At 49.4% G+C, this 23,446-nt stretch carries 27 protein-coding genes; 19 read left to right on the top strand and 8 right to left on the bottom strand.

The features are described 5' to 3' along the window. Positions 1–140: 140 nt before the first annotated feature. On the top strand, positions 141–1,535 hold the full coding sequence (locus LQE92_RS05505) for an MATE family efflux transporter (RefSeq protein WP_231061999.1): 1,395 nt from the start codon (positions 141–143) through the stop codon (positions 1,533–1,535). A gap of 145 nt (positions 1,536–1,680) precedes the next feature. On the opposite strand, the gene LQE92_RS05500 is transcribed toward LQE92_RS05505, so the two are convergent. After that, on the bottom strand, positions 1,681–1,956 hold the full coding sequence (locus LQE92_RS05500; protein WP_231061998.1) for a hypothetical protein: 276 nt from the start codon (positions 1,954–1,956) through the stop codon (positions 1,681–1,683). Between the two features lie 108 nt (positions 1,957–2,064). On the opposite strand from LQE92_RS05500, the gene LQE92_RS05495 reads away from it, so the two are divergent. The 4 genes from LQE92_RS05495 to LQE92_RS05480 all read left to right on the top strand — a co-directional run bounded on the left by LQE92_RS05495 (position 2,065) and on the right by LQE92_RS05480 (position 4,319). Then, complete coding sequence (locus LQE92_RS05495; protein WP_231061997.1) at positions 2,065–2,316, top strand: hypothetical protein; 252 nt, start codon at positions 2,065–2,067, stop codon at positions 2,314–2,316. A gap of 138 nt (positions 2,317–2,454) precedes the next feature. Continuing rightward, positions 2,455–2,826 (top strand): GntR family transcriptional regulator, encoded by a 372-nt coding sequence (locus LQE92_RS05490; RefSeq protein WP_231061996.1) that lies wholly within the window; start codon positions 2,455–2,457, stop codon positions 2,824–2,826. 22 nt (positions 2,827–2,848) lie between these two features. Further along, entirely contained in the window at positions 2,849–3,691 is an 843-nt protein-coding gene (locus LQE92_RS05485) for an ABC transporter ATP-binding protein (RefSeq protein WP_231061995.1), read from the top strand. A 4-nt stretch (positions 3,692–3,695) separates the two neighbouring features. Further along, positions 3,696–4,319: an ABC-2 transporter permease gene (locus LQE92_RS05480; RefSeq protein ID WP_231061994.1), complete on the top strand. Its 624-nt coding sequence runs from the start codon at positions 3,696–3,698 to the stop codon at positions 4,317–4,319. An 81-nt stretch (positions 4,320–4,400) separates the two neighbouring features. On the opposite strand, the gene LQE92_RS05475 is transcribed toward LQE92_RS05480, so the two are convergent. Continuing rightward, positions 4,401–4,706, bottom strand: coding sequence for a hypothetical protein (locus LQE92_RS05475; protein ID WP_231061993.1), 306 nt, complete (start codon positions 4,704–4,706; stop codon positions 4,401–4,403). 479 nt (positions 4,707–5,185) lie between these two features. On the opposite strand from LQE92_RS05475, the gene LQE92_RS05470 reads away from it, so the two are divergent. The 6 genes from LQE92_RS05470 to LQE92_RS05445 all read left to right on the top strand — a co-directional run bounded on the left by LQE92_RS05470 (position 5,186) and on the right by LQE92_RS05445 (position 12,626). Further along, positions 5,186–6,169 carry an SPFH domain-containing protein gene (locus LQE92_RS05470; RefSeq protein ID WP_231061992.1) on the top strand — a complete coding sequence of 328 codons (984 nt, stop codon included), beginning with the start codon at positions 5,186–5,188 and terminating at the stop codon, positions 6,167–6,169. 52 nt (positions 6,170–6,221) lie between these two features. Further along, positions 6,222–6,947, top strand: a complete 726-nt coding sequence (locus LQE92_RS05465; RefSeq protein WP_231061991.1) for an ABC transporter ATP-binding protein — start codon at positions 6,222–6,224, stop codon at positions 6,945–6,947. Then, the gene (locus LQE92_RS05460) at positions 6,940–8,634 is read left to right on the top strand and encodes a putative ABC transporter permease subunit (RefSeq protein WP_231061990.1); all 1,695 of its coding nucleotides are present in this window, start codon (positions 6,940–6,942) and stop codon (positions 8,632–8,634) included. The genes LQE92_RS05465 and LQE92_RS05460 overlap by 8 nt, the downstream gene beginning before the upstream one ends. Positions 8,635–8,688: 54 nt before the next feature. Beyond that, on the top strand, positions 8,689–8,892 hold the full coding sequence (locus tag LQE92_RS05455; protein ID WP_231061989.1) for an Arc family DNA-binding protein: 204 nt from the start codon (positions 8,689–8,691) through the stop codon (positions 8,890–8,892). Then, positions 8,892–9,581, top strand: coding sequence for a DUF1648 domain-containing protein (locus LQE92_RS05450; protein ID WP_231061988.1), 690 nt, complete (start codon positions 8,892–8,894; stop codon positions 9,579–9,581). Before LQE92_RS05455 ends, LQE92_RS05450 begins: the two co-directional genes overlap by 1 nt. Before the next feature lie 396 nt (positions 9,582–9,977). After that, entirely contained in the window at positions 9,978–12,626 is a 2,649-nt protein-coding gene (locus tag LQE92_RS05445; RefSeq protein WP_231061987.1) for a valine--tRNA ligase, read from the top strand. Between the two features lie 39 nt (positions 12,627–12,665). On the opposite strand, the gene LQE92_RS05440 is transcribed toward LQE92_RS05445, so the two are convergent. After that, positions 12,666–13,556, bottom strand: coding sequence for a LysR family transcriptional regulator (locus tag LQE92_RS05440; RefSeq protein WP_231061986.1), 891 nt, complete (start codon positions 13,554–13,556; stop codon positions 12,666–12,668). Positions 13,557–13,694: 138 nt separating this feature from the next. Here LQE92_RS05440 and LQE92_RS05435 point away from each other — a divergent pair, with 138 nt between their 5' ends. The 7 genes from LQE92_RS05435 to sigF all read left to right on the top strand — a co-directional run bounded on the left by LQE92_RS05435 (position 13,695) and on the right by sigF (position 19,961). Beyond that, complete coding sequence (locus LQE92_RS05435; RefSeq protein ID WP_231061985.1) at positions 13,695–15,032, top strand: MATE family efflux transporter; 1,338 nt, start codon at positions 13,695–13,697, stop codon at positions 15,030–15,032. Between the two features lie 92 nt (positions 15,033–15,124). After that, the gene (locus tag LQE92_RS05430; protein ID WP_231061984.1) at positions 15,125–16,426 is read left to right on the top strand and encodes a bifunctional folylpolyglutamate synthase/dihydrofolate synthase; all 1,302 of its coding nucleotides are present in this window, start codon (positions 15,125–15,127) and stop codon (positions 16,424–16,426) included. A 187-nt stretch (positions 16,427–16,613) separates the two neighbouring features. Continuing rightward, positions 16,614–16,766, top strand: coding sequence for a hypothetical protein (locus tag LQE92_RS05425; RefSeq protein WP_231061983.1), 153 nt, complete (start codon positions 16,614–16,616; stop codon positions 16,764–16,766). Positions 16,767–16,773: 7 nt separating this feature from the next. Further along, positions 16,774–18,171 (top strand): tetratricopeptide repeat protein, encoded by a 1,398-nt coding sequence (locus LQE92_RS05420; protein WP_231061982.1) that lies wholly within the window; start codon positions 16,774–16,776, stop codon positions 18,169–18,171. Between the two features lie 155 nt (positions 18,172–18,326). After that, a complete protein-coding gene (locus LQE92_RS05415) occupies positions 18,327–18,665 on the top strand; it encodes an STAS domain-containing protein (RefSeq protein ID WP_231061981.1) in 339 nt (112 codons plus the stop codon). 79 nt (positions 18,666–18,744) lie between these two features. After that, the gene (gene spoIIAB / locus LQE92_RS05410) at positions 18,745–19,230 is read left to right on the top strand and encodes an anti-sigma F factor (RefSeq protein ID WP_408611439.1); all 486 of its coding nucleotides are present in this window, start codon (positions 18,745–18,747) and stop codon (positions 19,228–19,230) included. A gap of 17 nt (positions 19,231–19,247) precedes the next feature. After that, entirely contained in the window at positions 19,248–19,961 is a 714-nt protein-coding gene (gene sigF / locus LQE92_RS05405) for an RNA polymerase sporulation sigma factor SigF (protein WP_231061980.1), read from the top strand. 72 nt (positions 19,962–20,033) lie between these two features. Here the strand turns inward: sigF and LQE92_RS05400 are convergent, their stop codons facing one another. The 5 genes from LQE92_RS05400 to LQE92_RS05380 form a co-directional block, all read right to left on the bottom strand. Next, complete coding sequence (locus LQE92_RS05400; protein ID WP_231061979.1) at positions 20,034–20,246, bottom strand: hypothetical protein; 213 nt, start codon at positions 20,244–20,246, stop codon at positions 20,034–20,036. A gap of 65 nt (positions 20,247–20,311) precedes the next feature. After that, entirely contained in the window at positions 20,312–20,764 is a 453-nt protein-coding gene (locus LQE92_RS05395; RefSeq protein ID WP_231062052.1) for a SpoVA/SpoVAEb family sporulation membrane protein, read from the bottom strand. A 90-nt stretch (positions 20,765–20,854) separates the two neighbouring features. Next, on the bottom strand, positions 20,855–21,274 hold the full coding sequence (locus LQE92_RS05390) for a stage V sporulation protein AB (protein WP_231061978.1): 420 nt from the start codon (positions 21,272–21,274) through the stop codon (positions 20,855–20,857). Then, on the bottom strand, positions 21,264–21,890 hold the full coding sequence (locus tag LQE92_RS05385) for a stage V sporulation protein AA (RefSeq protein WP_231061977.1): 627 nt from the start codon (positions 21,888–21,890) through the stop codon (positions 21,264–21,266). The genes LQE92_RS05390 and LQE92_RS05385 overlap by 11 nt, the downstream gene beginning before the upstream one ends. Beyond that, a complete protein-coding gene (locus LQE92_RS05380) occupies positions 21,887–22,108 on the bottom strand; it encodes a hypothetical protein (RefSeq protein ID WP_231061976.1) in 222 nt (73 codons plus the stop codon). The genes LQE92_RS05385 and LQE92_RS05380 overlap by 4 nt, the downstream gene beginning before the upstream one ends. 283 nt (positions 22,109–22,391) lie before the next feature. On the opposite strand from LQE92_RS05380, the gene spoVAD reads away from it, so the two are divergent. Continuing rightward, on the top strand, positions 22,392–23,411 hold the full coding sequence (gene spoVAD / locus LQE92_RS05375; protein WP_231061975.1) for a stage V sporulation protein AD: 1,020 nt from the start codon (positions 22,392–22,394) through the stop codon (positions 23,409–23,411). Positions 23,412–23,446: the final 35 nt, after the last annotated feature.

The following is a 23,446-nucleotide window of genomic DNA, read 5'->3' as shown; positions in this document are numbered from 1 at the left end:
GAATTAAAATATTCTTTTCGTTATGTACAATATGTGATATGATTAGTTTGCCTGAAACGAACAAGCAGTTTTCAGCTGAATGAAAGCTGATCGGATAAGAGACTAAGAATCTTCGTACAGATGAAAAGAGGTAAAGCGGCATGAAGGGAGCAGGAATGGAAGAGCAGCTGGCAAAGGGAAAGATATTGCCGCTGCTTCTTAAATTGGCAATACCGAGCACGATCGCGCAAGTCGTGAATGCTCTTTACAGCATGGTAGACCGAATCTATATCGGGCATATGGAAGGCGTTGGGACCATCGCTTTGACGGGCCTGGGGCTGACCCTTCCCATCATACTGATCATTACGGCATTCAGCTGTCTGGTCGGGATGGGCGGAGCTCCTCTGCTCTCCATCAGGCTTGGAGAGAAGGACCATAAAGGGGCGGCGGCGCTGCAGGGAAATTCCTTTTCCATGCTGCTGGTGCTGGGAGTGCTGCTGACCATCTTTTTTTATTTTTTCTGCGATCCGATACTCCGGATATTTGGCGCCAGTGAAGGAGCACTTCCCTATGCTGCGTCCTACCTGCGTATATATGTGCTGGGGACGATTCCGGTCATGATAAGCATGGGGATGAATTCTTTCCTGAATGCCCAGGGATACACTACATTGGGGACTCTGACTGTAGTGATCGGCGCAGTCCTCAATCTGATACTGGACCCTGTCTTTATCTATACGTTTCACATGGGAATCGCGGGAGCGGCGATCGCAACTGTCATCGCGCAGCTGGTATCGGCAGTCTGGGTCCTTATCTTACTCCTTTTTTCTAAGAAGATTATTATCCGTATCCGCCTGCAGGATATGGCGGTAAAATGGCACAATGTGAAAAAGATATGTGCTCTTGGAGTGTCAAATTTTGCGTTTTTGGCAAATGACAGCCTGGTTCAGATTCTCATGAACCTGCTTTTGAGAAAATGGTGTGTGGATATTGCCACAGGTGATATGTATATTGGATGCCTGACCATCATTTACAGTATGTATCAGATATTCTTTATGCCCTTGAAGGGCATCACCCAGGGAACACAGCCTATCGTGGGCTATTGCTTTGGGGCCGGGGATTACGGCAGACTGAAGAAAACGGTCCACTATGCCAGAATCTGTTCCATGGTCTGTGCGACCGCCATGTGGGCGTTTTTTATGATGTTTCCAAAACCGGTAGCGGGTCTGTTCACGACGGACGCCGCTTTGCTCGATACTTGTACGTCATCCATAAGGATTGCCTTCTGCTTTAACTTTGTGCTTGGAATGCAGATGGTGAATCAGCATATGTTCGTGGCCATGGGAAATGCGAAGCTTTCCCTGATCTTTGCTCTGATGAGGAAAGTATTCGTAATGGTTCCGCTGGTGCTCTTGTTTCCATATTTTATGGGAGCGTACGGTGTATTCCTGGCAGAACCAGTGTCCAATATCATCACAGTCGTTGTCACGTATATTTGCTTCAGCAGATATATGAAAGGACTGCTGCAGGCCCAAAGCAGAAGAGAAAGAATCGAATAAAAGAATAGAAGAGAGGAAGTCTGGCGGTGGTCCGCCGGACTTTTTTTATAGGAAAGTGCGTCCAAGGTAAACCCAAGGGCACCCCTAAATACATGCCCAAGGGTATGATACTAAATACTTTTTGGAATCATTCTATTAGTCCTAGTCAGGAAATCGGCAGAAGTTCCGAGCCGTCACGATTTCGGTTCGCTGGCGATGCAGGTGCCGCTTTATCCCCGCTCCGGCAGTATCGTTCACATGTCGACAGGAAATCTTTATGATTTCCCGTCTCCTGTTCTCTCAGAAACGGAATCGGTATTTCCGTTTCTGCCTTCCTCCGCCTGGGGAACACCGGCCGCTGCCCTGCGGCGCTCACCTTTAGGCCGGCCCGGAATCTTTCTGCCGGTTTCCTGTCTGCCACACCATTATGAATGTTCTCCATTTTCCTGATTCCAAAAAAGATTGGATATCCATAGGGCCCGCACGCCTTACGGCAGCGGGCCTCCGTGGCCGCCCCAATGGCTTTCACAACAAATAAAAGCTTATTTCGGTGCGGGAAGCGGAGCAGGAGGAAGAATCCGATTCCATCGTAAGGGGAGCGCCGCAAAGGCGTTGGCAGGATCTTCGCGGCCGAAGGGAGGCAAAAATCGCATATCATGCGGATTTTTGTTGGAATCTGACATGGAAAAATATCGATTTATCCATGTCAGTTGGAAAGGACCGACCGGAGGCCGTAAAGATGCTGGTTACGGCTGCCAGCGAGCCGTCTGGATGGAAGCGGACTTCCTTCTGTCCCCTCTGATTTGCAAAGATAAGTTTGTTTGAAAGATATTCAAAGGTATACTTTCCAAAAGATACTAGTAAAAACCTATTGACATTATAATGTGAATATTGTATATATTATATATACACAATATTGCAAGCCCATGGGAGAAATCATATGAACATTTACATAAGCAATGCCAGCGGCGAACCGATTTATAATCAGATCGTGACGCAGATCAAGGCGCAGATAATAGCCGGAGAGCTGAAGGAAGGAGATCCGCTTCCTTCTATGAGACTTTTGGCGAAGGAGCTCCGCATCAGTGTGATTACCACGAAGCGGGCGTATGAGGAGCTGGAGCGGGAAGGATTCATCGTGTCCTATACTGGGAAAGGCAGCTTCGTGGCCGCGCCGAACAGAGAATTCATCAAGGAACAGAAGCTGCGGGAAGTGGAAGAATATCTTGAGAAAGCGGTGAGGGCATCTAAGGACTGCGGACTGACCGGCAGAGAGCTGGCGGAGATGCTCCGGCTGATGATGGAAGAGTAGGCAGGAAAAGAGGAGAATGATTATGCGGGATGCATTGAAATTAGAACAGGTATCGAAACAATATAATGGTTTTAAGCTGGAGGATGTGAACATTACTCTGCCTTCAGGGTGTATCATGGGATTCATCGGAGAGAATGGGGCAGGTAAGACGACCACGATTAAACTAATTCTGGATCTGATTAAACGGGATGGAGGAAGAATCCAGGTACTAGGCCAGGAAAGCCAGAATATGCCGAGAGCACTGAAGGACTCCATAGGCGTGGTCATGGACACATGCTGTTTTTCCGAAGAGCTCACGGCAAAGCATGTGGGAAAGATCATGAGAGGGTTTTATGCAAGCTGGGATCAGGAAAAATATGAAGAACTGCTCCGGAAGTACCGCATAGATTCGATGAAAAAAGTCAAGGAGTATTCCAGGGGCATGAAAATGAAACTGTCCATGGCGGTGGCACTCTCCCATGATACCAGAATTTTGATTCTGGATGAGGCGACCAGCGGGCTGGACCCGGTGGCAAGAGAGGAGCTTCTGGAGACTTTCCAGGACTTTATTCAGGATGAGGAACACAGCATTTTTATTTCTTCCCATATCATAAGTGATCTGGAAAAAATATGTGATTATATCACATTTATTCACAAAGGGAAAATATTGTTTTCAGAAGAAAAGGATGCGCTTCTGGAGGGCTACGGGATACTGCACTGTTCCAGACGGGAGCTTGAAGAATTGGGTAAAAGCGCCGTAGCGGGCGTGCGGGAAAGCGCTTTTGGTGTGGAAGCTTTGGTGAAAAGAAAAAAAATACCGGGCGGAATGCATGTGGACCCCGCGAATCTGGAAGACATCATGCTCTATTACAGCAGGGAGGAATAATATTATGAAAGGACTTTTATTAAATGATTTTTTGACCATGCGGAAGGTCATGGCGCTGTATTTTGGAATTTTGATATTGTATTATGCCCTTGGGATATTTGGAAAAGGATTGGCTGGAGTTCAGATATTTGCGGTCTTTTTCAGCGCCATGCTGGTGATCTACTCCTTTTCTTATGAGGAAAAGAGTGGCTGGAACAGTTATGTGAACGTTCTGCCTGTATCAAGGGCACAGGTTGTCCTCAGCAAATATATCCTGTCTCTGATTGCTATGGGGGCAGCGGCCGGCGGAGGGGCGCTGATCCAGACGGTCATAAACCTGAAAAATCGTGTACAGCCAGAAAACGGACTGTGGATATCCATAATAGCGTTTTGCGTGGCATCCCTTTTTCTGTCTCTCATTATTCCGATTCTTTTTAAAATGGGAGCGGAAAAAGGTCGGATCATCCTGGTGGTCATCTTCCTGATTCCTTTCATGATAACCATGCTTGTTAAAAAGACAGGGATCAAGCTGGCCTTTACCATACAGGATTTGTTGGCGATGATTCCGCTTATAGTATTATGCGTAGTGATATTTATGATTCTGTCTTGTATGGTGACTCTGCGGATATACGGAAAAAAAGAATTTTAGAAGCCTGTGCTTAAATAACAGGGCCGCCGGAAGCTACGGCGGCCTTGTCCCTTTTTTCATGATACTAAATACTTTTTGGAATCATTTATAGTTAGCTCCGATCAAGTTCCGGTTAAATACCGGCAGAAGTTCCGGACCGTCACGATTTCGGTTCGCTGGCGATGCAGGGGCCGCTTTATCCCCGCTTTGGCAGTACCGCTCACATGTCGACAGGAAATCTTTATGATTTCCCGTCTCCTGTTCGCTCAAAAACGGAATCGGATTTTCCGTTTTTGCCTTCCTCCGCCAGGGGAACACCGGCCGCTGCCCTGCGGCGCTCCCCTTTAGGCCGGACCGGAATCGTTCTGCCGGTGCCCTGCCTGCCGCGCTGTACCGGACAAATTTCATTTTTTAGATTCCAGAAAAGGGTTGGATATCCGCACGGCCCGCGCGCCTTACGGCAGCAGGCCGCGGTGGCCGCCTCAATGGCTTTCACAACAAACGAAAGCTTATTTCGGTGCGGGAGGAGGAGCAGGAGGAACAATCCGATTCCATCGTAAGGGGAGCGCCGCAAAGATGCTGGTTACGGCTGCCAGCGACCCGCCTGGATGGAAGCGGACTTTCTCCTGTCTCGTCTGGTTTGCAAAGATAAATTTGTTTGAAAGGTATTCAAAGGTAAACTCTTGGGCGCTCCTTAATTCATGCCCTCCGGACGGGCGCACTTTGTGCGGCAGGGTATGGGATTCCGTGTAGGTCATTAATTGTTAACAGAATTGTAATTGACAATGTATAATTAGAGTGATAGTATCTAAGTAATATCAAAATAATATCAATTCATAAGCAAAAAGGCTTGAAAGCGCTTTAAGGGCGCGGATAGGAGGGTAATGATGAAAGGTGATTTTTCGAAGGAGAGGGAACTGTCTCCGGCGAGCGGCATGGTTGGGCTGCTGATGGCGTTCCTTTTGCTGGCCGGCGGCACGGCTGTTATTATATGCAGCGCGTTGTTTTTGAAAGGGCCGGCGTTCGGTATTCTGCTCGCGGTGGGTATCCTGCTCGTCTGCGCTGTGTCTCTTCCGGTGATGGGACTCAAGGTGGTGGCACCGAAGGAGGCGCTGGTGCTGGTACTGTTCGGCACTTATTACGGCACGATCCGTCAGGAGGGATTTTATCTTGTAAATCCGTTTTGTATGGGAGTGAATCCGTCGATAAGATCCACTCCCACCACAATCGCCGGAGGCAATATTCAGATTGGCACTTCCTTCAGTAAAAAGGTTTCTTTAAAGACCATGACTCTGAACAATGAAAAACAGAAGGTCAACGATCAGCTGGGGAATCCGGTGATCGTAGGAGCCGTGGTCATCTGGAAAGTGGTAAATCCGACGAAGGCAGTATTCAATGTCAATAATTATAAGACCTTCCTGTCTATTCAATGCGACTCCGTTATCCGGAATGTTTCTCGACTGTATCCTTATGATATAGGGGACGACGGAAGCGGAAGCAGTGAATCCGATGAAAAGACGCTCCGCGGGAGTACACGGGAGGTCGCCGGCAAAATGTGCTACGAGCTTCAGGAACGGGTAAAGGATGCCGGACTGGAGATCAGCGACGTGCAGATCACCCACTTATCCTATGCGCCGGAGATTGCATCCGCCATGCTTCAGAGACAGCAGGCTGTGGCCATCATCGCCGCACGGCAGAAAATCGTGGAGGGCGCTGTGGGAATGGTCGAGATGGCGTTGGAGAAGCTGAACGAAAATGATGTGGTGGAATTGGACGAAGAGAGAAAAGCGGCAATGGTCAGCAATCTCCTGGTAGTGCTCTGCGGCAACAAAGATGCCCAGCCAATTGTGAACAGCGGAAGTATTTACTAAAATAGATTAGGAGAGGGCTGCCCGGGGACGGGACAGCAAGAGGTGGAAGAGAATGATTCAACTGGAGCATGTATCGAAGGTTTACAACGGGACGCATAAAGCGGTGGACGATTGTTCCTTTTCCGTGGAGGATGGAAAAATCACTGGTTTTATCGGGCCCAACGGCGCAGGAAAGACTACTACGCTTAAAATGATAACGGGGATTTTGGAAGCGACGGAAGGCAGCATTACTCTGGACGGCGTCGATATAAAAAGAAACGGTGTGGAGGCCAAGAAAAAGATTGGGTTCGTATCCGACAATCCGGACAGCTTCCTGCGGCTCAAGGGGCTGGAGTATCTGAATTTCATGGCAGATATCTATGATGTCCCCACGGAAGGAAGAAGTGAAAAGATAAAGGAGATGGCGGAGCGGTTTGAGATGGCAGACGCGCTGGGAGATAAGATTCTCAGCTATTCCCACGGCATGAGGCAGAAGATCATGGTAATGGGCGCGCTGCTTCACAGTCCGTCTTTGTGGATATTGGATGAGCCTCTGACCGGACTGGATCCGAAGGCGGCTTTTGAACTGAAGGATATGATGCGGGAACATGCGGACAGCGGATGTGCCGTTCTGTTTTCCACTCATGTTCTGGAGGTGGCGGAGAAACTCTGCGACAAGGTAGTGATCATCAATAAGGGCCGGATCGTATTCCAGGGTACGTTGGACCAGCTGAGACAGGACTATCCGGAGGGAACGAGTCTTGAGGAAATATTCCTGGCGGTGACGGAACATGCGTAAATATCTGATACTGACAGGGAAGCTGCTGAAATCCGGCCTGGGAGGATTCGCCGCTTCCGGAAAAAATAAAAAGAAAAAACGCAATCTCAGCCAGGGTGTTATGTGGCTCATCCTTCTCGTCTGCCTGATTCCTATGATCGGAATGTTATATAAAGCGGGAGGGGGCGCGTACGGGCTTCTGGCTCCCATAGGGCAGGAAGGAGTGGCGCTGGAGCTGGCTTTCTTCGCAGGCTCGATCATGAACCTGATGCTGGGATTTCCGATGATCATCTCCGTATTTTATATGACCGGAGATATTGAAAAGCTGCTTTATCTGCCTCTGCATCCCTGGCAGATAGTGGGAGCGAAATTTACCGTTTCGCTTCTGTATACGTACCTGACGTCCTTGTATTTTCTCTGCCCGTTCCTGGTGGGATATGGGATTGCGTCAGGAGCCGGGGCGATATTCTGGATATTCATTGTCATAGCCGTAATCTTGCTTCCCGTTATGCCGTTGGTATACAGCGCCATTCTCTCCATGATTATCATGAGAGTATTTAAAAAGGCCAAGAACAAGGATTTTCTCAGCATTATCAGTGTGATCCTGAGCCTTGTCCTTGCGTTTGGAATCAGCAGCTTCACCTCCAGTATGGGTAATATGGGAAATCAGCAGCTGATGGATATGCTGATGAAGGGAAGAAATTCCCTGATGGGGCTTATGAACGGGATTTTTCCGTCCCTTCGTTTCCTGGAAAAGGGGGTGGCGGAGGGAAGTATCCTGTCCATGCTGATATTTCTGGGGATTACGGCTCTTGCGCTGGTGGTTTTCTTCCTGATAGCCGAGAGGCTGTATTTTGCGGGTGCCATGGGAATGCGGGAGACAACGGCCAGGAGAAAAGCAGTTTCTTCCAGAGAAAGTCATAAGCTGAACAGGAGGCGCAGCCCGAGACAGGCATATCTGTTAAAGGAACTGAGGCTTTTGATACGGACGCCCATTTACTTTATGAATTGTGTGATGCTGGTATTTTTATGGCCGCTCTTTTTCTTGATCCCGCTTGTAATACAGTTCAGCAAATCAGGAGGGATCGATATCGGCGGTTTGCTTTCCGCACTGGATCTGGGAAGCACAGGAGCCAGCGCGGTGGTCCTGTTTGTCGTCCTGTGCGTATCGCTGGGAGCGGGACTCTTCAATTATGTGGCCGGTACCGCGATATCCAGAGAGGGAAAGAATTTTCAGTTTATGAAAGCAATCCCCGTATCTTTCCGTACACAGCTTCAGGCGAAGCTGCTCTCGGGCCTTTATATCGGAGTTGGCGGTACGACCTTATACTGCCTTATCATCCTCCTTGTGCTGATGGGATGCTTTGGGCTTCCTGTATGGATACTGCCGTTTGCCTTAATAGGGAGTGTCCTGGCCAATCTGATTCAGTGCCTGATTCAGTTGTTTATGGATCTGTTCCATCCAAAGCTGACCTGGGAGAGCGAACAGCAGGCCGTGAAACAGAACATGAACGTCATGGTCGGAATGCTTCTGAACCTGATCGCCGGAGTTGGCATAGGAATGCTGATCTTCTGGCTGTATAAGATCCTCAGCCTTCCTCTGACCGCGTATGCCGCTGTGGTATGTGTGCTTCTGGCGGCAATCTCCTTCCTCTTGTACAAGGGAGTCATGGCCTATGGAATCAGGCGCATTGAAAGCTTAGAATAAAGGAATGCCGGAAAACACCGGCGGCTCTTGTAAACAGGGCGGGATTCCGTTAGAATGGTAGGTGAGAAAATGCCCGTGCAGAAGAACGAAAAGGATAAAAATAAAAAACAAGTGCTCCTCCGGCTGTCGCCGGCTCTTTGGAATGAGCTGGCTCAGTGGGCAGAGGACGATTTTCGTTCCATCAACGGGCAGATCGAATACCTTTTGACTGAAGCCGTGAGGGGACGGAAAAAGGGGGGTAAAAGGGAGGAGCTGTGATGAAACCGTATCGCAGTATCAATTACAGGATTGCAACCTGGCTCATTCATCTGAGCGTCTGGCTCACCGCTGTTTTTCTGTTCGTATTCTGGAGCAGGATTCCGGATCAGATTCCCAGTCACTATAATGGCGCGGGAGCTGTGGATAAATGGGGAGGAAAAGAAGTCCTGTTCATGCTGGTCTTTGTCATGTTCTTTATTTATGGATGCCATTTTATTGCAGTCCTTATCTGCAGGAACGGTACGACCCGGGAAGGGCTCTATTCGAAGAAGCTTAAAGATTTTGTGACAGATGAGGATGTACAGGCCGCGGTGAGGATCACCCTGGATTTTCTGGCGTGGATGGACGTGTCCCTGATGGCGATGTTTGTGTATATCACCGTCTGCTCGGCTTCTTGTGTTCCCATAGGCTCCTGGTTTGTAGCGGCGGTTTTCCTGGTGATGGGTTTGGAACTCATCTGGTATACGGCCCGGATGCTGAAACAGAGAAAGGTCGTACGGATCAGGGCGGCCGGAGGCCTTGAGGCATGGAACGAAGAAGCCGGAAAGGACTCTTGCAAGCGGATATACGGAGACGTGGAGAACGTGCCGGAGGAGAAGTGCGTAGGAGATATAGCCGGAGGACAGGAAGAAAAGACTTATGGAGATATTTCCGGTGAGTACAGCAGGGAAAAAGAAGACGATATGTAGGAAAATGTCCGGAAACGGCGGCTGGCCCTTTACAAATGAAGCCGGATATAGTATAATCTGGGCATGATTTTGAAAAGAATTCTTTAAATGAACAGCAGATACAGGCTGCGAAGAAGAGGAGTACACCAACGGCACATCCAGAGAGGACGGCTCACCGGCTGAAAGGCTGTCCATGAACGCATTGGAGGAAGGTAGCTTCTGAGCCGAGCCGCTGAAAACATCCTGTGTTGGATGGAAGAAGTAAGCAGCTGCGGTTTGCCCCCGTTACCGGGCCAGAGATGACTGCGGCAGTTTTCTGCAGCCAACCAGAGGTGGTACCGCGATGATTCGCCCTCTGCCGTCGAAAGACGGCGGAGGGTATTTTTTGTTCTGCAATAAGAAAGGAAGATTACGACTATGAGTAAGGAACTGGAAAAAACCTATAATCCCGGATCCATTGAGGAGCGGTTGTATGAAAAGTGGATGGATAAGAAATATTTCCACGCGGAGGTGGATAAGAGCAAAAAACCGTTTACCATTGTAATGCCGCCGCCCAACATTACAGGCCAGCTGCATATGGGACATGCTCTCGACAACACCATGCAGGATATTTTGATTCGTTATAAGAGGATGCAGGGATATTCGGCCCTGTGGCAGCCGGGCACCGACCACGCGGCGATCGCCACGGAAGTCAAGGTCATCGATAAGCTCCGCAGCGAGGGTATCCAGAAGGAAGACCTTACCCGGGAAGAATTCATGAAATATGCCTGGGAATGGAAAGAGGAATACGGCGGAAGGATTGTCAATCAGCTGAAAAAGCTGGGCTCTTCGGCAGACTGGGACAGAGAACGCTTTACCATGGATGAAGGCTGCTCCGAGGCCGTTCTGGAAGTATTTATCCGCCTGTATGAAAAGGGATATATTTATAAAGGCTCCCGTATCATCAACTGGTGCCCCGAATGTCAGACCTCCATTTCAGATGCTGAGGTAGTACATGAGGAGCAGGCAGGCCATTTCTGGCACATCAACTATCCGGTAAAGGATGAGCCCGGACGCTGTGTGGAGATTGCTACGACCAGGCCGGAAACGATGCTCGGAGATACTGCCGTAGCCGTTCATCCCGATGATGAACGGTACAAGGATCTGGTGGGAAAGATGCTGATTCTGCCCATTGTGAACCGGGAGATCCCAGTCGTGGCCGATTCCTATGTGGACAAGGAATTCGGTACAGGCTGTGTGAAGATCACTCCCGCCCATGATCCCAACGATTTTGAAGTGGGCAAACGCTGCGGGCTGAAAGAGATCAATATATTAAATGATGATGCCACCATCAATGAAAATGGCGGAAAATATGAAGGAATGGACCGTTATGAGGCACGGAAAGCCATTGTGAAAGAGCTGGAAGAGCTGGGTCTTCTTGTGAAGGTCGCGGATCATTCTCATAATGTGGGGACACATGACCGGTGCAAGACCACCATTGAGCCCATGGTGAAGCAGCAGTGGTTCGTAAAGATGGATGAGATGGCGAAGCCTGCCATTGAAGCGCTTAAATCCGGACGTCTCAAATTTGTGCCGGAGAGCTTTGGCAAGACGTACCTGCACTGGCTGGAGAACATCAGAGACTGGTGTATTTCCAGGCAGCTTTGGTGGGGACACCGTATTCCCGCGTATTACTGCGGGAAATGTGGAGAAATGGTCGTAGCGAAGGAAGCTCCCCATACCTGTCCGAAATGCGGATGCACGCATATGGTTCAGGATGAGGATACGCTGGATACCTGGTTCAGCTCAGCCCTGTGGCCCTTTTCAACTCTTGGATGGCCGGAAAAGACGCCGGAGATGGATTATTTTTACCCTACGGATGTACTAGTCACCGGTTATGATATTATCTTCTTCTGGGTCATCCGTATGGTGTTCTCCGGCATCGAGCAGACCGGGAAGGAACCCTTCCATACGGTGCTGATCCATGGACTGGTGAGGGATTCCCAGGGAAGGAAGATGAGTAAATCCCTTGGAAACGGCATTGATCCTCTGGAGGTTGTGGAGAAATTCGGCGCTGACGCCCTCCGTATGACGCTGATCACAGGAAACGCCCCCGGAAATGATATGAGGTTTTACTGGGAGCGAGTGGAAGCCAGCAGGAACTTTGCCAACAAGGTCTGGAACGCCTCACGGTTTATTATGATGAATCTGGAAAAAGCGGAGGACCATCAGGCAGATGTAAAGAATCTGACCAGCGCCGACAAGTGGATTTTGTCTAAGGTGAATACTCTGACGAAAGATGTGACGGATAACCTGGATAAATATGAGCTGGGAATCGCCCTCCAGAAGGTGTACGATTTTATTTGGGAGGAATTCTGCGACTGGTATATTGAGATGGTGAAGCCCAGGCTTTACAGCGACACAGATGAAACAAAAGCGGCGGCTATCTGGACGCTCAAGACGGTGCTGATCCAGTCCCTGAAGCTTCTGCATCCCTATATGCCGTTTATCACAGAGGAGATCTTCTGCAACCTGCAGGAAGAAGAGGAGTCTATCATGATCTCCCAATGGCCGGAATATAAGCCGGAATGGAATTTTGCCGGCGAGGAGAATTCGGTGGAGACCATTAAAGAAGCGGTGCGCAGCATCAGGAACGTCCGTACTTCCATGAATGTGCCGCCCAGCAAAAAGGCAAAGGTGATCGTGGTATCAGAGGACGCTTCTGTCCGTGGGATTTTTGAAAACGGCAGAATCTTTTTTGCAACGCTGGGATATGCCAGTGAAGTATCCGTCCAGGCGGATAAATCGGGAATCGCAGAGGACGCGGTGTCGGCGGTGACGGCCAAAGCGGTTATTTATATGCCATTTGCGGAGCTGGTGGATATTTCGAAAGAAGTGGAACGCCTTGAGAGGGAGGAAGAGAGGCTTGACAAGGAGCTGAGCCGCTCCAAAGGCATGCTGAATAATGAAAAATTCGTAAGCCGTGCGCCGGAGGCCAAGATTCAGGCGGAAAAAGAGAAGCTGGCGAAATACGAGCAGATGATGGAGCAGGTGCAGGAGCGTCTGCGTCAGCTGAAGAAGCAGTGAGCCGGTCATAAAAATACAGCGGGGAGCTTTGCGGCGGACCTATAACGGTTCTGCCAGCAGCTCCAGAAACTGCATTCCGGCCAGGGAGACCGGATGGGAGCTGTCGCTCACCACACAGATGTGTCGGGGCGGCAGCTCTTCTTTTATGGGAATCTGGAAGACGGAACCGTCCGACAGGGCCTCTGAGGCAAAGCCTTCGGGAACGATGCCGATGCCGAGATCGTGGATGACCAGCGGCGTGACCAGATCAGTGGTGGCTGGTTCCACGTCCGGCTCCAGCACCGCTCCGCAGCTTATGAAATGCTGTTCCAGGAAGCGGCGGGTGGCGCTTCCCTGGCTGATACAGATCAAAGGATATCGTACCAGTTCGTGAATGCTCAGGACACGGCCTTTAAGCTCCTGAAAGCTTCTGCCGGCGATCACGATATCTTGAAAGGACGTCAGAGGGGTCATTTCCAGCCCTTCGGCGTTTTCCAGAGGAGAGATGACGATGGCAAAGTCGGAAGCGCCGTCCCGAAGAGAAGCCAGTGTTCCGGGGGTGGTGCCGCAGGAGATCTTAAGCTTCAGGGACGGGTATATATTCCTGAATTTTTTCAGATAAGGCAGCAGGAAATTGTGGAGAGTCATTTCACTGGCTCCGATCCGGACAGTGCCGGCAGCGAGGGACTTGCTGGCGGCCAGAGCCTCTTCTGCTTCCCAGAGCTGAGAGCAGGCTTTTTCCACATGGCTGAAAAGCAGCTCCGCCTCCGGTGTCAGAGTCACGCCTTTTTTGGAGCGGAGAAACAGAGAACAGTCCAGCTCTGTCTCCAGACAGCGGATATAGTGGCTGACAGTGGGCTGGGACAAGAAAAGGGCTCTTGCGGCTCTTGTGATGCTTTTATACTTGGCAACGAAATAAAAAATTTTATAGTATTCAAAATTTACGGACATTGCGGCTCCTGTAGTCAGATGGATCATCAATAGAAAATTTCTATGGATGAGCGTTAAAAATAAAATTATTCAAATGGATGTAAAAGTAGTATAATTCCATGCGGGCTTAAAATCAAGAGGAAAGCAGAGGAGTTTGAAATGATAAAAGACCTGACAGAGGGAAAGCCGTCATCGGTGCTGTGGAGATTTTCCATTCCGATGTTCGTCAGTGTGATTTTCCAGCAGTTTTATAATATAGCTGACAGCGCCATAGCGGGGAAATTTGCGGGGGAGGCCGCCCTTGCGGCAGTGGGCGCTTCCTATCCGATCACGATGATCTTTATGGCCATTGCGGTGGGCAGCAACATCGGATGTTCTGTGGTCATATCCCAGCTGTTCGGCGCCAAGAAATTTGAAGAGATGAAGACGGCGGTCTATACGACTTTGATCGCTTCCGTGGTCCTGTCCGCGGTCCTGACTGTATTCGGACTCTGGGGCACGGGACTTTTAATGAAGATGATCAACACGCCGGCAAATGTGTTTGATGACGGTGCTCTGTACCTGAGAATCTACATAGGCGGTTTTCTGTTCTTGTTTTTATATAATATCTGTACCGGCATCTTTACCTCCCTGGGAGACTCCAAGACGCCGCTTTACTTTCTGATCGGTTCTTCCTTAAGCAATATTTTCCTGGACTATTGGTTTGTGACCGGATTCCACATGGGAGTGGCAGGTGTGGCCTGGGCTACTTTTTTAGCTCAGGGTGCGGCCTGTGTCCTGGCGTTTTTTACCCTGCTCTTCCGCCTCAGGAGAGTAAAAACAGAAAAAAGGCCCGCGATGTTTTCTGCTAATATGCTGAAGCGCGTCGGAGTGATCGCGGTGCCCAGCATTTTGCAGCAGAGCTTTATTTCTGTCGGAAATATTTTTATACAGTGGAGGGTAAACGGGTTTGGATCCTCAGTCATTGCGGGATATTCAGCGGCGATCAAATTGAATACTTTTACCATTACATCATTCACGACGCTCGCCAATGGACTGTCCAGCTATACGGCGCAGAATATGGGAGCCGGGAAAGAAGAGCGGGTCAGCCAGGGATTCCGGGCGGGGACGGTCATGGCGTTTTTGGTGGCGGTGCCGTTTGCGGCGGTATTTTTCCTGTTCGGAAAGGAAATGATCTTTTTATTTCTTCCCTCAGGCGCAGATGTGGGAACCGCACTTTCCACCGGCACAACGTTTTTAAAGATTGTTTCACCCTTCTATTTTGTGGTCTCGCTGAAGCTGATGGCTGACGGAGTGCTGCGGGGGGCCGGAGCGATGCGGTACTTCATGGCGGCGACGTTTACTGATCTCCTGCTCCGGGTGATACTTTCGTTTCTTCTTTCCGTACCTTTCCATTCCACGGGAATCTGGCTGTCCTGGCCCATCGGCTGGACTATTTCCACGATTCTTTCATATCTGTTTTACCGGCAGGGAAAATGGAAGAGAGAGGTTTTGTAGCGAATTTTTACGGTTTCCTTTGATAAAATGTTTGCATATCGAAAGATCTGTATTATAATCAAAGAAAAATAATGCAGACAGAGGAAACGATCATGGGATATAAAATGAATATAAAAGAAGCGGAGGATTATCTGAATGATATCCCCCGCTTTTCTAAGAAGACCACGATGGAGAATGAAAGACGGATTCTGGAGCTTCTCGGGCACCCGGAAAGTGGACAGAAGTTCATCCATGTGGCGGGGACCAATGGGAAGGGTTCCGTTTGTGCGTTTATAAGCAGCATCCTGAGGGAAAACAAGTACCGGGTGGGGACATTCACTTCTCCCCATCTGGTGGACATCACAGAGCGTTTTTTGATAGACGGTGAACAGGTCGGTGAAGAGCTGTTTCTGGACGCCTTTCACCAACTTTATAATCTGTGTGAGGAAAGGAAGGATGAGATTGTCCATCCTTCTTATTTTGAATATTTATTTCTGATCGGCATGCTGATCTTCCGGGAAATGAAGGTGGATATCACGGTGCTGGAGGTGGGGCTCGGCGGGCGGCTGGATGCCACCAACGTGATTGATTCTCCCTTGGTCTGTGTGATCGCGTCGATCGGGCTGGACCATACGGAGATACTTGGTGATACGATCTCCCAGATTGCCTGGGAAAAAGCCGGTATCATAAAAGAGGGAAGGCCTGTAGTCTATGATGACAGCAGAGAAGAGGCTTCTCGTGTGATAAGAAAAGCTGCGGCAGAGAAGCGCGCGCCGGCCTGGCCTGTGAATCCCGCAGATTATGATATCACAAAGAGAGACAGGGCAGGAATCGAATTCCGGATGACAGAAGGAGTGCTGGCCGGAAGAGAGTTCCGCGTGCCTTTTGTGGCAGATTATCAGGCGATGAACGCGTCGCTGGCCCTGACCGCCGTTCATATTCTGGAGGGGAAGAAGCCGGGCAGACTGGAAGAAGCGCTCCTTCATACTTCCTGGCCCGGACGGATGGAACCGGTGCTTCCCGGCGTTTATATGGACGGCGCCCACAACGACGACGGAATCAGGGTCTTCATTGAGACCGTAACGAAAATTCCATGCGCCGGAAAAAAGTATCTGCTTTTTTCGGCAGTGGCGGACAAGGATTATGAGACAATGATCGATGAGATCTGCCGGGGCGCGGACTTTAACGGATTTATTCTGACGGAGCTTAACAGCTACAGGGCTCTGCCGTTAAAAAATATTCTGGAGACGTTTCAAAAAAAGACGGACAGGCAGATCTGGAGCTTCGGAAATATCCGGGAGGCATTTGCTTTTGCCATGGAAAAGAAATCGGAGGAGGATCTTGTATTTATCGCAGGTTCCCTATATCTGGCGGGAAGCATCAAAGAGCTCCTGAGGGAAAAAGCCGGCTCATGATTCTGGAAAAGTCCGGAGAAATGAAAAGTATGGCGATTTCTGTCGGCCTTTTTCAATTGTAAAAAATGGTAATTTGTAGTAGAATACTTCTTGCACATATAGAAAATTTTAAGAATTTTGAAGGTGTGCATTCATGGAAACTATGATATACTTTTTGTATCTGTGATTTTAGAGAGGATGAGTCTGTATGCTGAATTTTGAAGAAGAGCTGGCCAAATTTAAGCCCAGCCGGGATATTGACCAGGTGGAGGATACCATCGTGAACCGGGACATCACAGATGTGACGGACATCATGGTGGAGTTTTTGAAAGAACAGTACGAACAGGACGGCAGAGAGTAGGAATTTTATGGAATGTTTATATTGCCATCATCAGATGGGCACCGGAAAATACTGCCCTGTCTGCGGGCGAGATGTGTCCCTGTACAGGAAAGTAGTCAAGGCCTCCAACACGTACTACAATGTGGGGCTGGAAAAGGCAAAGGTGCGGGATTTGAGCGGCGCGGCCGTTTATCTCAGAAAAAGTCTTGATCTATATAAAAAGAATACGGATGCCAGGAACCTTCTGGGTCTCATTTATTATGAAATGGGTGAGACTGTGGATGCGCTGGCAGAATGGGTCATCAGCAAGAATCTTCAGCCGGATGATAATCTGGCGGCAGAATATCTCAGAAAGCTCCAATCCAGGCAGTCCAGACTGAATCAGATGAACCAGACCTTGAAGAAGTTTAACCAGGCCTTGTACTATGCCCGCCACGACAGTGAGGATCTGGCGCTTCTGCAGGCCAAAAAGGTCATCAGCATGAATTCCAGATTTGTAAAAGCGTATCAGCTTCTGGGACTGCTTTACCTGAAAAAGGAAGAGTATGCGAAAGCCGAAAAGACCATCCGGGCTATCCTGAACATCGACGTGAATAATACGGCGGCTCTTTCCTATTTGGACGAGCTTAAGGACATCGCAAAAAACAAAAAGGCGATCGCGAAGGAAAAGAGCAGGAAGCAGGCCCGAAAGAATGTGGAGCGGGACCTATTCGAGGATGCGGTCCGGGATGAAGCTATTGTGCCCACCTACCGGGAGGGAACGGGCAGCTGGGCCACGGTGCTTTTGCTGGCGGTGGGTCTTGTAGTCGGGGTGCTGTTTACGTATTTTCTGATCCTGCCGGTGAAGGAAAAGGCGCTGAATACCAGCTTCAATGAGAATATATTGACCTACAATGAAAAGATCGCGGAGCGGGATACGAACATTACCGGGCTTCAGGGACAGATCGACAGCCTGAATGAAGAAAAGAGCAATCTTCAGAATGAACTGGCTGCTTATACCGGTGAGGGCGGCATTATCAATGAGTACAATAAGCTTCTGAATGTGCTGACGCTGAAAGCCAGCGGGGATTATATCGGGGCCATGGACTCCATTTCTTCCATAGATCCCAGCCTGGTGACCAACGAAACCTTCCAGAGTGTATACAATTCACTGAACTCGGAGTTTAATGACAGCGGCGTTCAGAACCTGTTTAATTTGGGCAAGGCGGCATACGATGCCAGAAGCTGGGAGACGGCCAGGGTGTATTTTGATAAGTGCCTGGAGCTTCAGCCGGATTATCCGGAGGTGATCTTCTATATGGGCGTATGCTATCACAATCTTGGCGACTGGGGAAAGGCTGTGAGCTATTATAACCAGCTCATTGATAATCCTGCGTATTCGGGGACGACATGGGGTGCTCAGGCGCTTCAGCAGAGAGGCTACTAGAAAAAAACAGACATAGGAACACATACAAAGGAAAAATAATTTGTATGTGTTCCTTTTTTTGCAGAAAATCCGAGGAATTCCGGCATAAAACGCCGGCGGTCAGTGAGAAATGTAAAAACAGAGTGAAATATTCGCAGAGCAGGAGGAATAGAAAATTGGAAAATGGGGCAAACTATAAGGTTAGAGGTACGGTGCTTTATGCGCTGATGCCGAAGGAGGTAGACCATCACAGCAGCCAGGAGATGAAATTGGGAATTGCCGAAGCGCGGGGTAGACGAAAGGTTACAAGACTTGTCTTTGATTTTTCCAAAACAGATTTCATGGACAGTTCAGGAATTGGGATGATCCTGGGCCGCTATAAAGAAATGGCGGCTGTGGGCGGGGAGGTATTTGTGAAAGATGCGAGTCCCAGGGTGAAGAAGATTCTGGAGATGTCAGGAATCTACCGCATCATTCAAAGCTGGGACGGCCAGAATGAGGAAAGGGGAAGATAAAATGAAGAACGCTGTGGAAACAGAAAAGACAGAAGCTGTGAAGACGGAAAGAGACTGGAAGGAGGATGAGGAGCCGGATATGGACAGAAAACTAGAGGGAAATATGAATACGGATTTAAAAAATAAAGAAAGAGGCGGTGAGACCGTTCATCTGGAATTCGAAAGTTATTCCCACAATGAGCAGTTTGCCAGAGTGGTGTCGGCGGTATTCGCGGCCAGGCTGGATCCCACGGTAGAGGAAATAGAGGACATCAAGACGGCGGTTTCCGAGGCGGTGACCAATGCCATCATTCATGGATATGAGAAGGAAATAGGGATGGTCCATCTGGATCTTACCATAGCGGGCAAGAGTCTGACCATTGTTGTGAGAGACGAAGGAATAGGCATTGCCAATGTGAAGCAGGCAATGGAGCCGCTCTATACATCCAAGCCTTCTAAAGAACGTTCGGGCATGGGATTTTCATTCATGGAGGCCTTCATGGATGAGGTGACGGTGGAATCGGAACCGGGAAAAGGGACAGAGGTCCGGATGGTAAAACGGATAGGCTCAATTTTTCCGCTGTGATACATAAGGAGGCGTGCATGGACGAGACAATGGAATTGATCCAATCGGCACACGCAGGGGATAAAGAGGCGAGAGACAGGCTGGTATCGGAGAACATGGGTCTTATCTGGAGTGTCGTGCGAAGATTTCTGGGCCGCGGCCATGAACCGGAGGATTTGTTCCAGATAGGAAGCATCGGACTTATAAAGGCCATTGATAAATTCGATATGTCATTTGATGTCAGGTTCTCCACTTATGCGATACCAATGATAACCGGTGAGATTAAGCGTTTCCTCCGGGACGACGGCATGATCAAGATCAGCCGGTCGCTGAAAGAAATGGCGGCAAAGGCAAGGGCTGAAAAGGAAAAGCTGGGAGTGTCCTTGGGAAGGGAACCTACGCTGGACGAGCTGGCGGCAGCGCTTCAAGTGGAGCCGACGGAGCTGGCCGCGGCCATGGAGTCCGGCGCCGAGGTGGAATCTCTCTATAAGACCATTTATCACGGTGACGGAAACGCTATTTATCTGATAGACAAGCTGGAGGACGGAAGAGAAGAAGACGAGGGTGTCTTAAATAAGATCGTGATCACGAGGCTGTTAAAGGAACTGGCGCCGCAGGAGCAGCGGCTCATTGTCATGCGTTATTATATGGATAAGACGCAGACACAGGTGGCGGAAGAGCTGGGGATATCCCAGGTGCAGGTATCCCGCCTGGAAAAGAAGATCCTGCAGTCCATGAGGAGGCGTCTGTGAACATGAGGGCATCTTAGTTAATAAAAACACCCCCTGAGAAGTGTTCTCTTCTCTGGAGGTGTAGTTATCCTTTTATCGAAAACGGTCTTTTTCTTCACCCAGACTGTTCACAAACTGTTCCATATCCCGCCTTGTGTGCATCTGACGGCTCTTTTCAACGGTATTTTCTTTTTCCGTGTCTGACATGTTGGCAAAAGCCTCCATGGATTTTGAGTTTGCCGCCAGGGACAGGCCAAAACCGATGGGCATTTCGCCGCCCTCGCCAATATTCCACTTGTTTTCCAAATCGTCCGCTCCCTTCCTGCTTCTTTGTATATGATTTGTTTATTCTGTTTCTGCTGCTTGACCTTTTACGCCCAGTACACTCCGGCCAGGTTCAGTATCCAATACAGGATTCCGGCGATCCAGGAGGCAAATATTCCATAGAGGATCACAGGCCCCGCAATTGTAAAAATTTTACATCCAATACCAAAAATATGTCCTTCTTTTTTATATTCTATTGCCGGCGCAACTACGGAATTGGCAAAGCCGGTTATTGGTACCAGGGCTCCCGCGCCGCCGAAGGTGACGATTTTGGGGAAAATATTAAGTCCGGTCAAAATGATCGCACTTCCGATCAGAATCAGAAGCGTCCATGCGCCTGCTGCGTCTTTTTCCAGTCCATTGTTTAGGAAAATGTTGGTAAACCACTGGCCGATCGTGCAGATTATCCCGCCGGTCAGGAATGCCTTGCACATATTGAGCGGAGTATTGTGCGTCGGCGTTACCTTTTTCACATACTGCTCATATTCCTTTGGCTGCATCGTCTCATCGGGCAGGGGTATTTCCCCATTTTCCGCATTTCCCTGGTTCTTTACACCCTGTTCTTCTTTCATAATTCCAGTTCCTCTCTGTCAGTGAATATTAAAGATAAAATAAACGGCCGCTCCGAGCCCTTTTCCGGCTGCGATGCTTAGTATCACATATTGCAGCCCAGTAGTCAGATGGATTCTCCTGCTTAATACGGGAAGTGCGTTGAGCGTTTCTGCCAGGGACATGATCAGGCATCCCACGAATACGCCGGCACCAAGGCCGAACAGCAGAAGGACCGGATAGCCGCCCGGAACCGCAATTTCATAAAGATTTACAATGTTGCCAAGTGTCCCTCCGGCTACGATAAAGTCCTCGATCAGCCGGATATGCCTGCCGGTATGCGTCTTGCCGATCAGGCGGATTACCACGCCTATTGTGACGATAAAGGCGAAGATACCCGCCGCGATCACTCCGCCGGCACACAGGCCCACCAGGCCTAAAAACAGATATCTAAGAAACATCAATGCCTGATTCCTCCCTGCTCGCATTTTGGATCAAGGTAGTATTCACATCCGTCTCATAAGTCCGCATCTGAACCTCGATGGGAGTCGGATCCTTGGAAAGCGCGGCTTTGGAAAAGTGGTTGAAGAATACGATGATTCCCAGAGGCAGGCCGATGGAATAGGTGAATTCCAATATCGTCGGCCCACCTGCCTGTACTCCCATGACCTGATAATAGAGATGGCCGAATACATTAGACACGTCTCCGTCATTGTTAAAGGTCATGATGGCAAAAGCCGCCCCGAAAAACGCGACGATACAGACCGCTGCCGCCTTCAGCCAGTCCCAGACGGGGCTCGGTTTGAGGTTCGGCTGGTAATCGATAATACAGTCTGTTTCACCTATATTATTGATCTCCACCCGGTTGTCCAGCTTTTCCATCTGTTTGATCAGATCCATGACAGACAAAACATACCGCTCTTTCTTATTCGCTTGGATGTTTATCACCTTGAGGGCCTTGCATTTACTTTCAATTGCCTTGTCCCTGCACCAGATGCTTCCCAGCTGTCCCAGAAATACATCTCTTTCATGGACCTCCGTGTTTTGATTCAGTTTCAGATAGAGGACTTCGCTCATATCTTTCTCGCCGCCTTACTGATTTTTTCACACAGGAACATGCTCCCGTCTTTGAGCTTTTCCTGCATAAGCTCGCCGCCTTCCTTTACCGACTGAACCAGCGTTCCTTTATTCTGGCTGTTTCCTTCCTTCATGGAAACTACATAACAGATTACTGCAGCGACAGCCGCCAGAAGAAGCAGTCCCATAATCCATTTCTTTGTTTTTGAGCAACACATATCATCAGCTCCTTTTCTGTCATTATCTGGTGATAGTATGATTGGAATATTCCGTTTTTATACAAGGGAAAACTTATAAAGTAAAAACCATTCAGCAAAATATACTATTTGTATCATCCTGATTCTCAATACTATAATATTTTTTGATCGGCAGAATTTCTTACAGAATAGCCGGGAAGAAAAATGCACATACTGAAAATAAAAACCGGCGCCGCACGGAAATGGCTTGCCATCGGCAAAAATGGATACGCGGCGTGAGAAATTGGAAAGGATGGATGACAGGATGCAGAGTGGAGGACAACAGGTAGGAAAAGCCAGTATTCAATTTAAAGAAGGACCCAGGATCGTAGGAGCGGCTTCCGTAGTAGGACAGAAGGAAGGGGAAGGCCCGCTTGGTTCCTTTTTTGATGTGATAGAGCCGGATCCCATGCTGGGATGCGACAACTGGGAGGCGGCAGAAAGCGCTCTTCAGAAGGAAGCCGCGGATCTGGCCATAGAACATTCGGGAATCGTAAGAAACCAGATCCGGTATCTTTTTGCCGGAGATCTGCTTGGGCAGCTGATCGCCACCTCATTTGGTACCGTAGATCTGGAAATCCCTCTGTTTGGACTTTACGGAGCCTGCTCCACCATGGGAGAAGCCCTGTGCCTTGGTGCTATGGCTGTGGATGCGGGTTACGCGGATTATGTCATGTCCATGGCCTCCAGCCATTTTGCCAGTGCAGAAAAGCAGTTCCGTTTTCCGTTGGAATATGGCAACCAGAGACCACTGTCCACCACCTGGACGGTTACGGGCTGCGGATCTTTTGTCCTGGGGAAGAAAGGCGGAAATGTCCGTGTGGCCGGGATCACACCGGGCAAGATCGTGGATATGGGCCTTAAGGATTCTATGAACATGGGAGCGTGCATGGCGCCGGCAGCCAGCGACACTATCTGCCGTCATCTGGAGGATTTCGGAAGGCAGCCGGAGGAGTATGACAAGATCATCACAGGAGATCTGGGTGAGGTCGGGCATACCATCCTGGTCGATTTTATGAAGAGCAGCGGATACGATATCAAAAGTCTCCATATGGACTGCGGCATGGAGATTTTTGACAATGAGTCTCAGGACACTCATTCCGGAGGAAGTGGATGCGGGTGTTCCGCGGTGGTATTGGCAGGATATATTCTGCCCAAGCTCCAGTCCGGAGAATGGAAGCGGGTTCTGTTCGTACCGACAGGCGCGCTCCTTTCCAGCACCAGCTATAACGAAGGACAGAGCGTGCCTGGAATAGCCCACGGTGTAGTTCTGGAACACTGCTGACACAGGCGGAAAAAATGCGGACACGGAAGGCTGGG

Origin of the sequence: Lientehia hominis (genome assembly GCF_021044755.1) — a bacterium.
Lineage (GTDB): Bacteria > Bacillota > Clostridia > Lachnospirales > Lachnospiraceae > Lientehia > Lientehia hominis.
The sequence above is the reverse complement of the archived record's forward strand: the minus strand, read 5'-3'. Positions and strand labels throughout refer to the sequence as shown.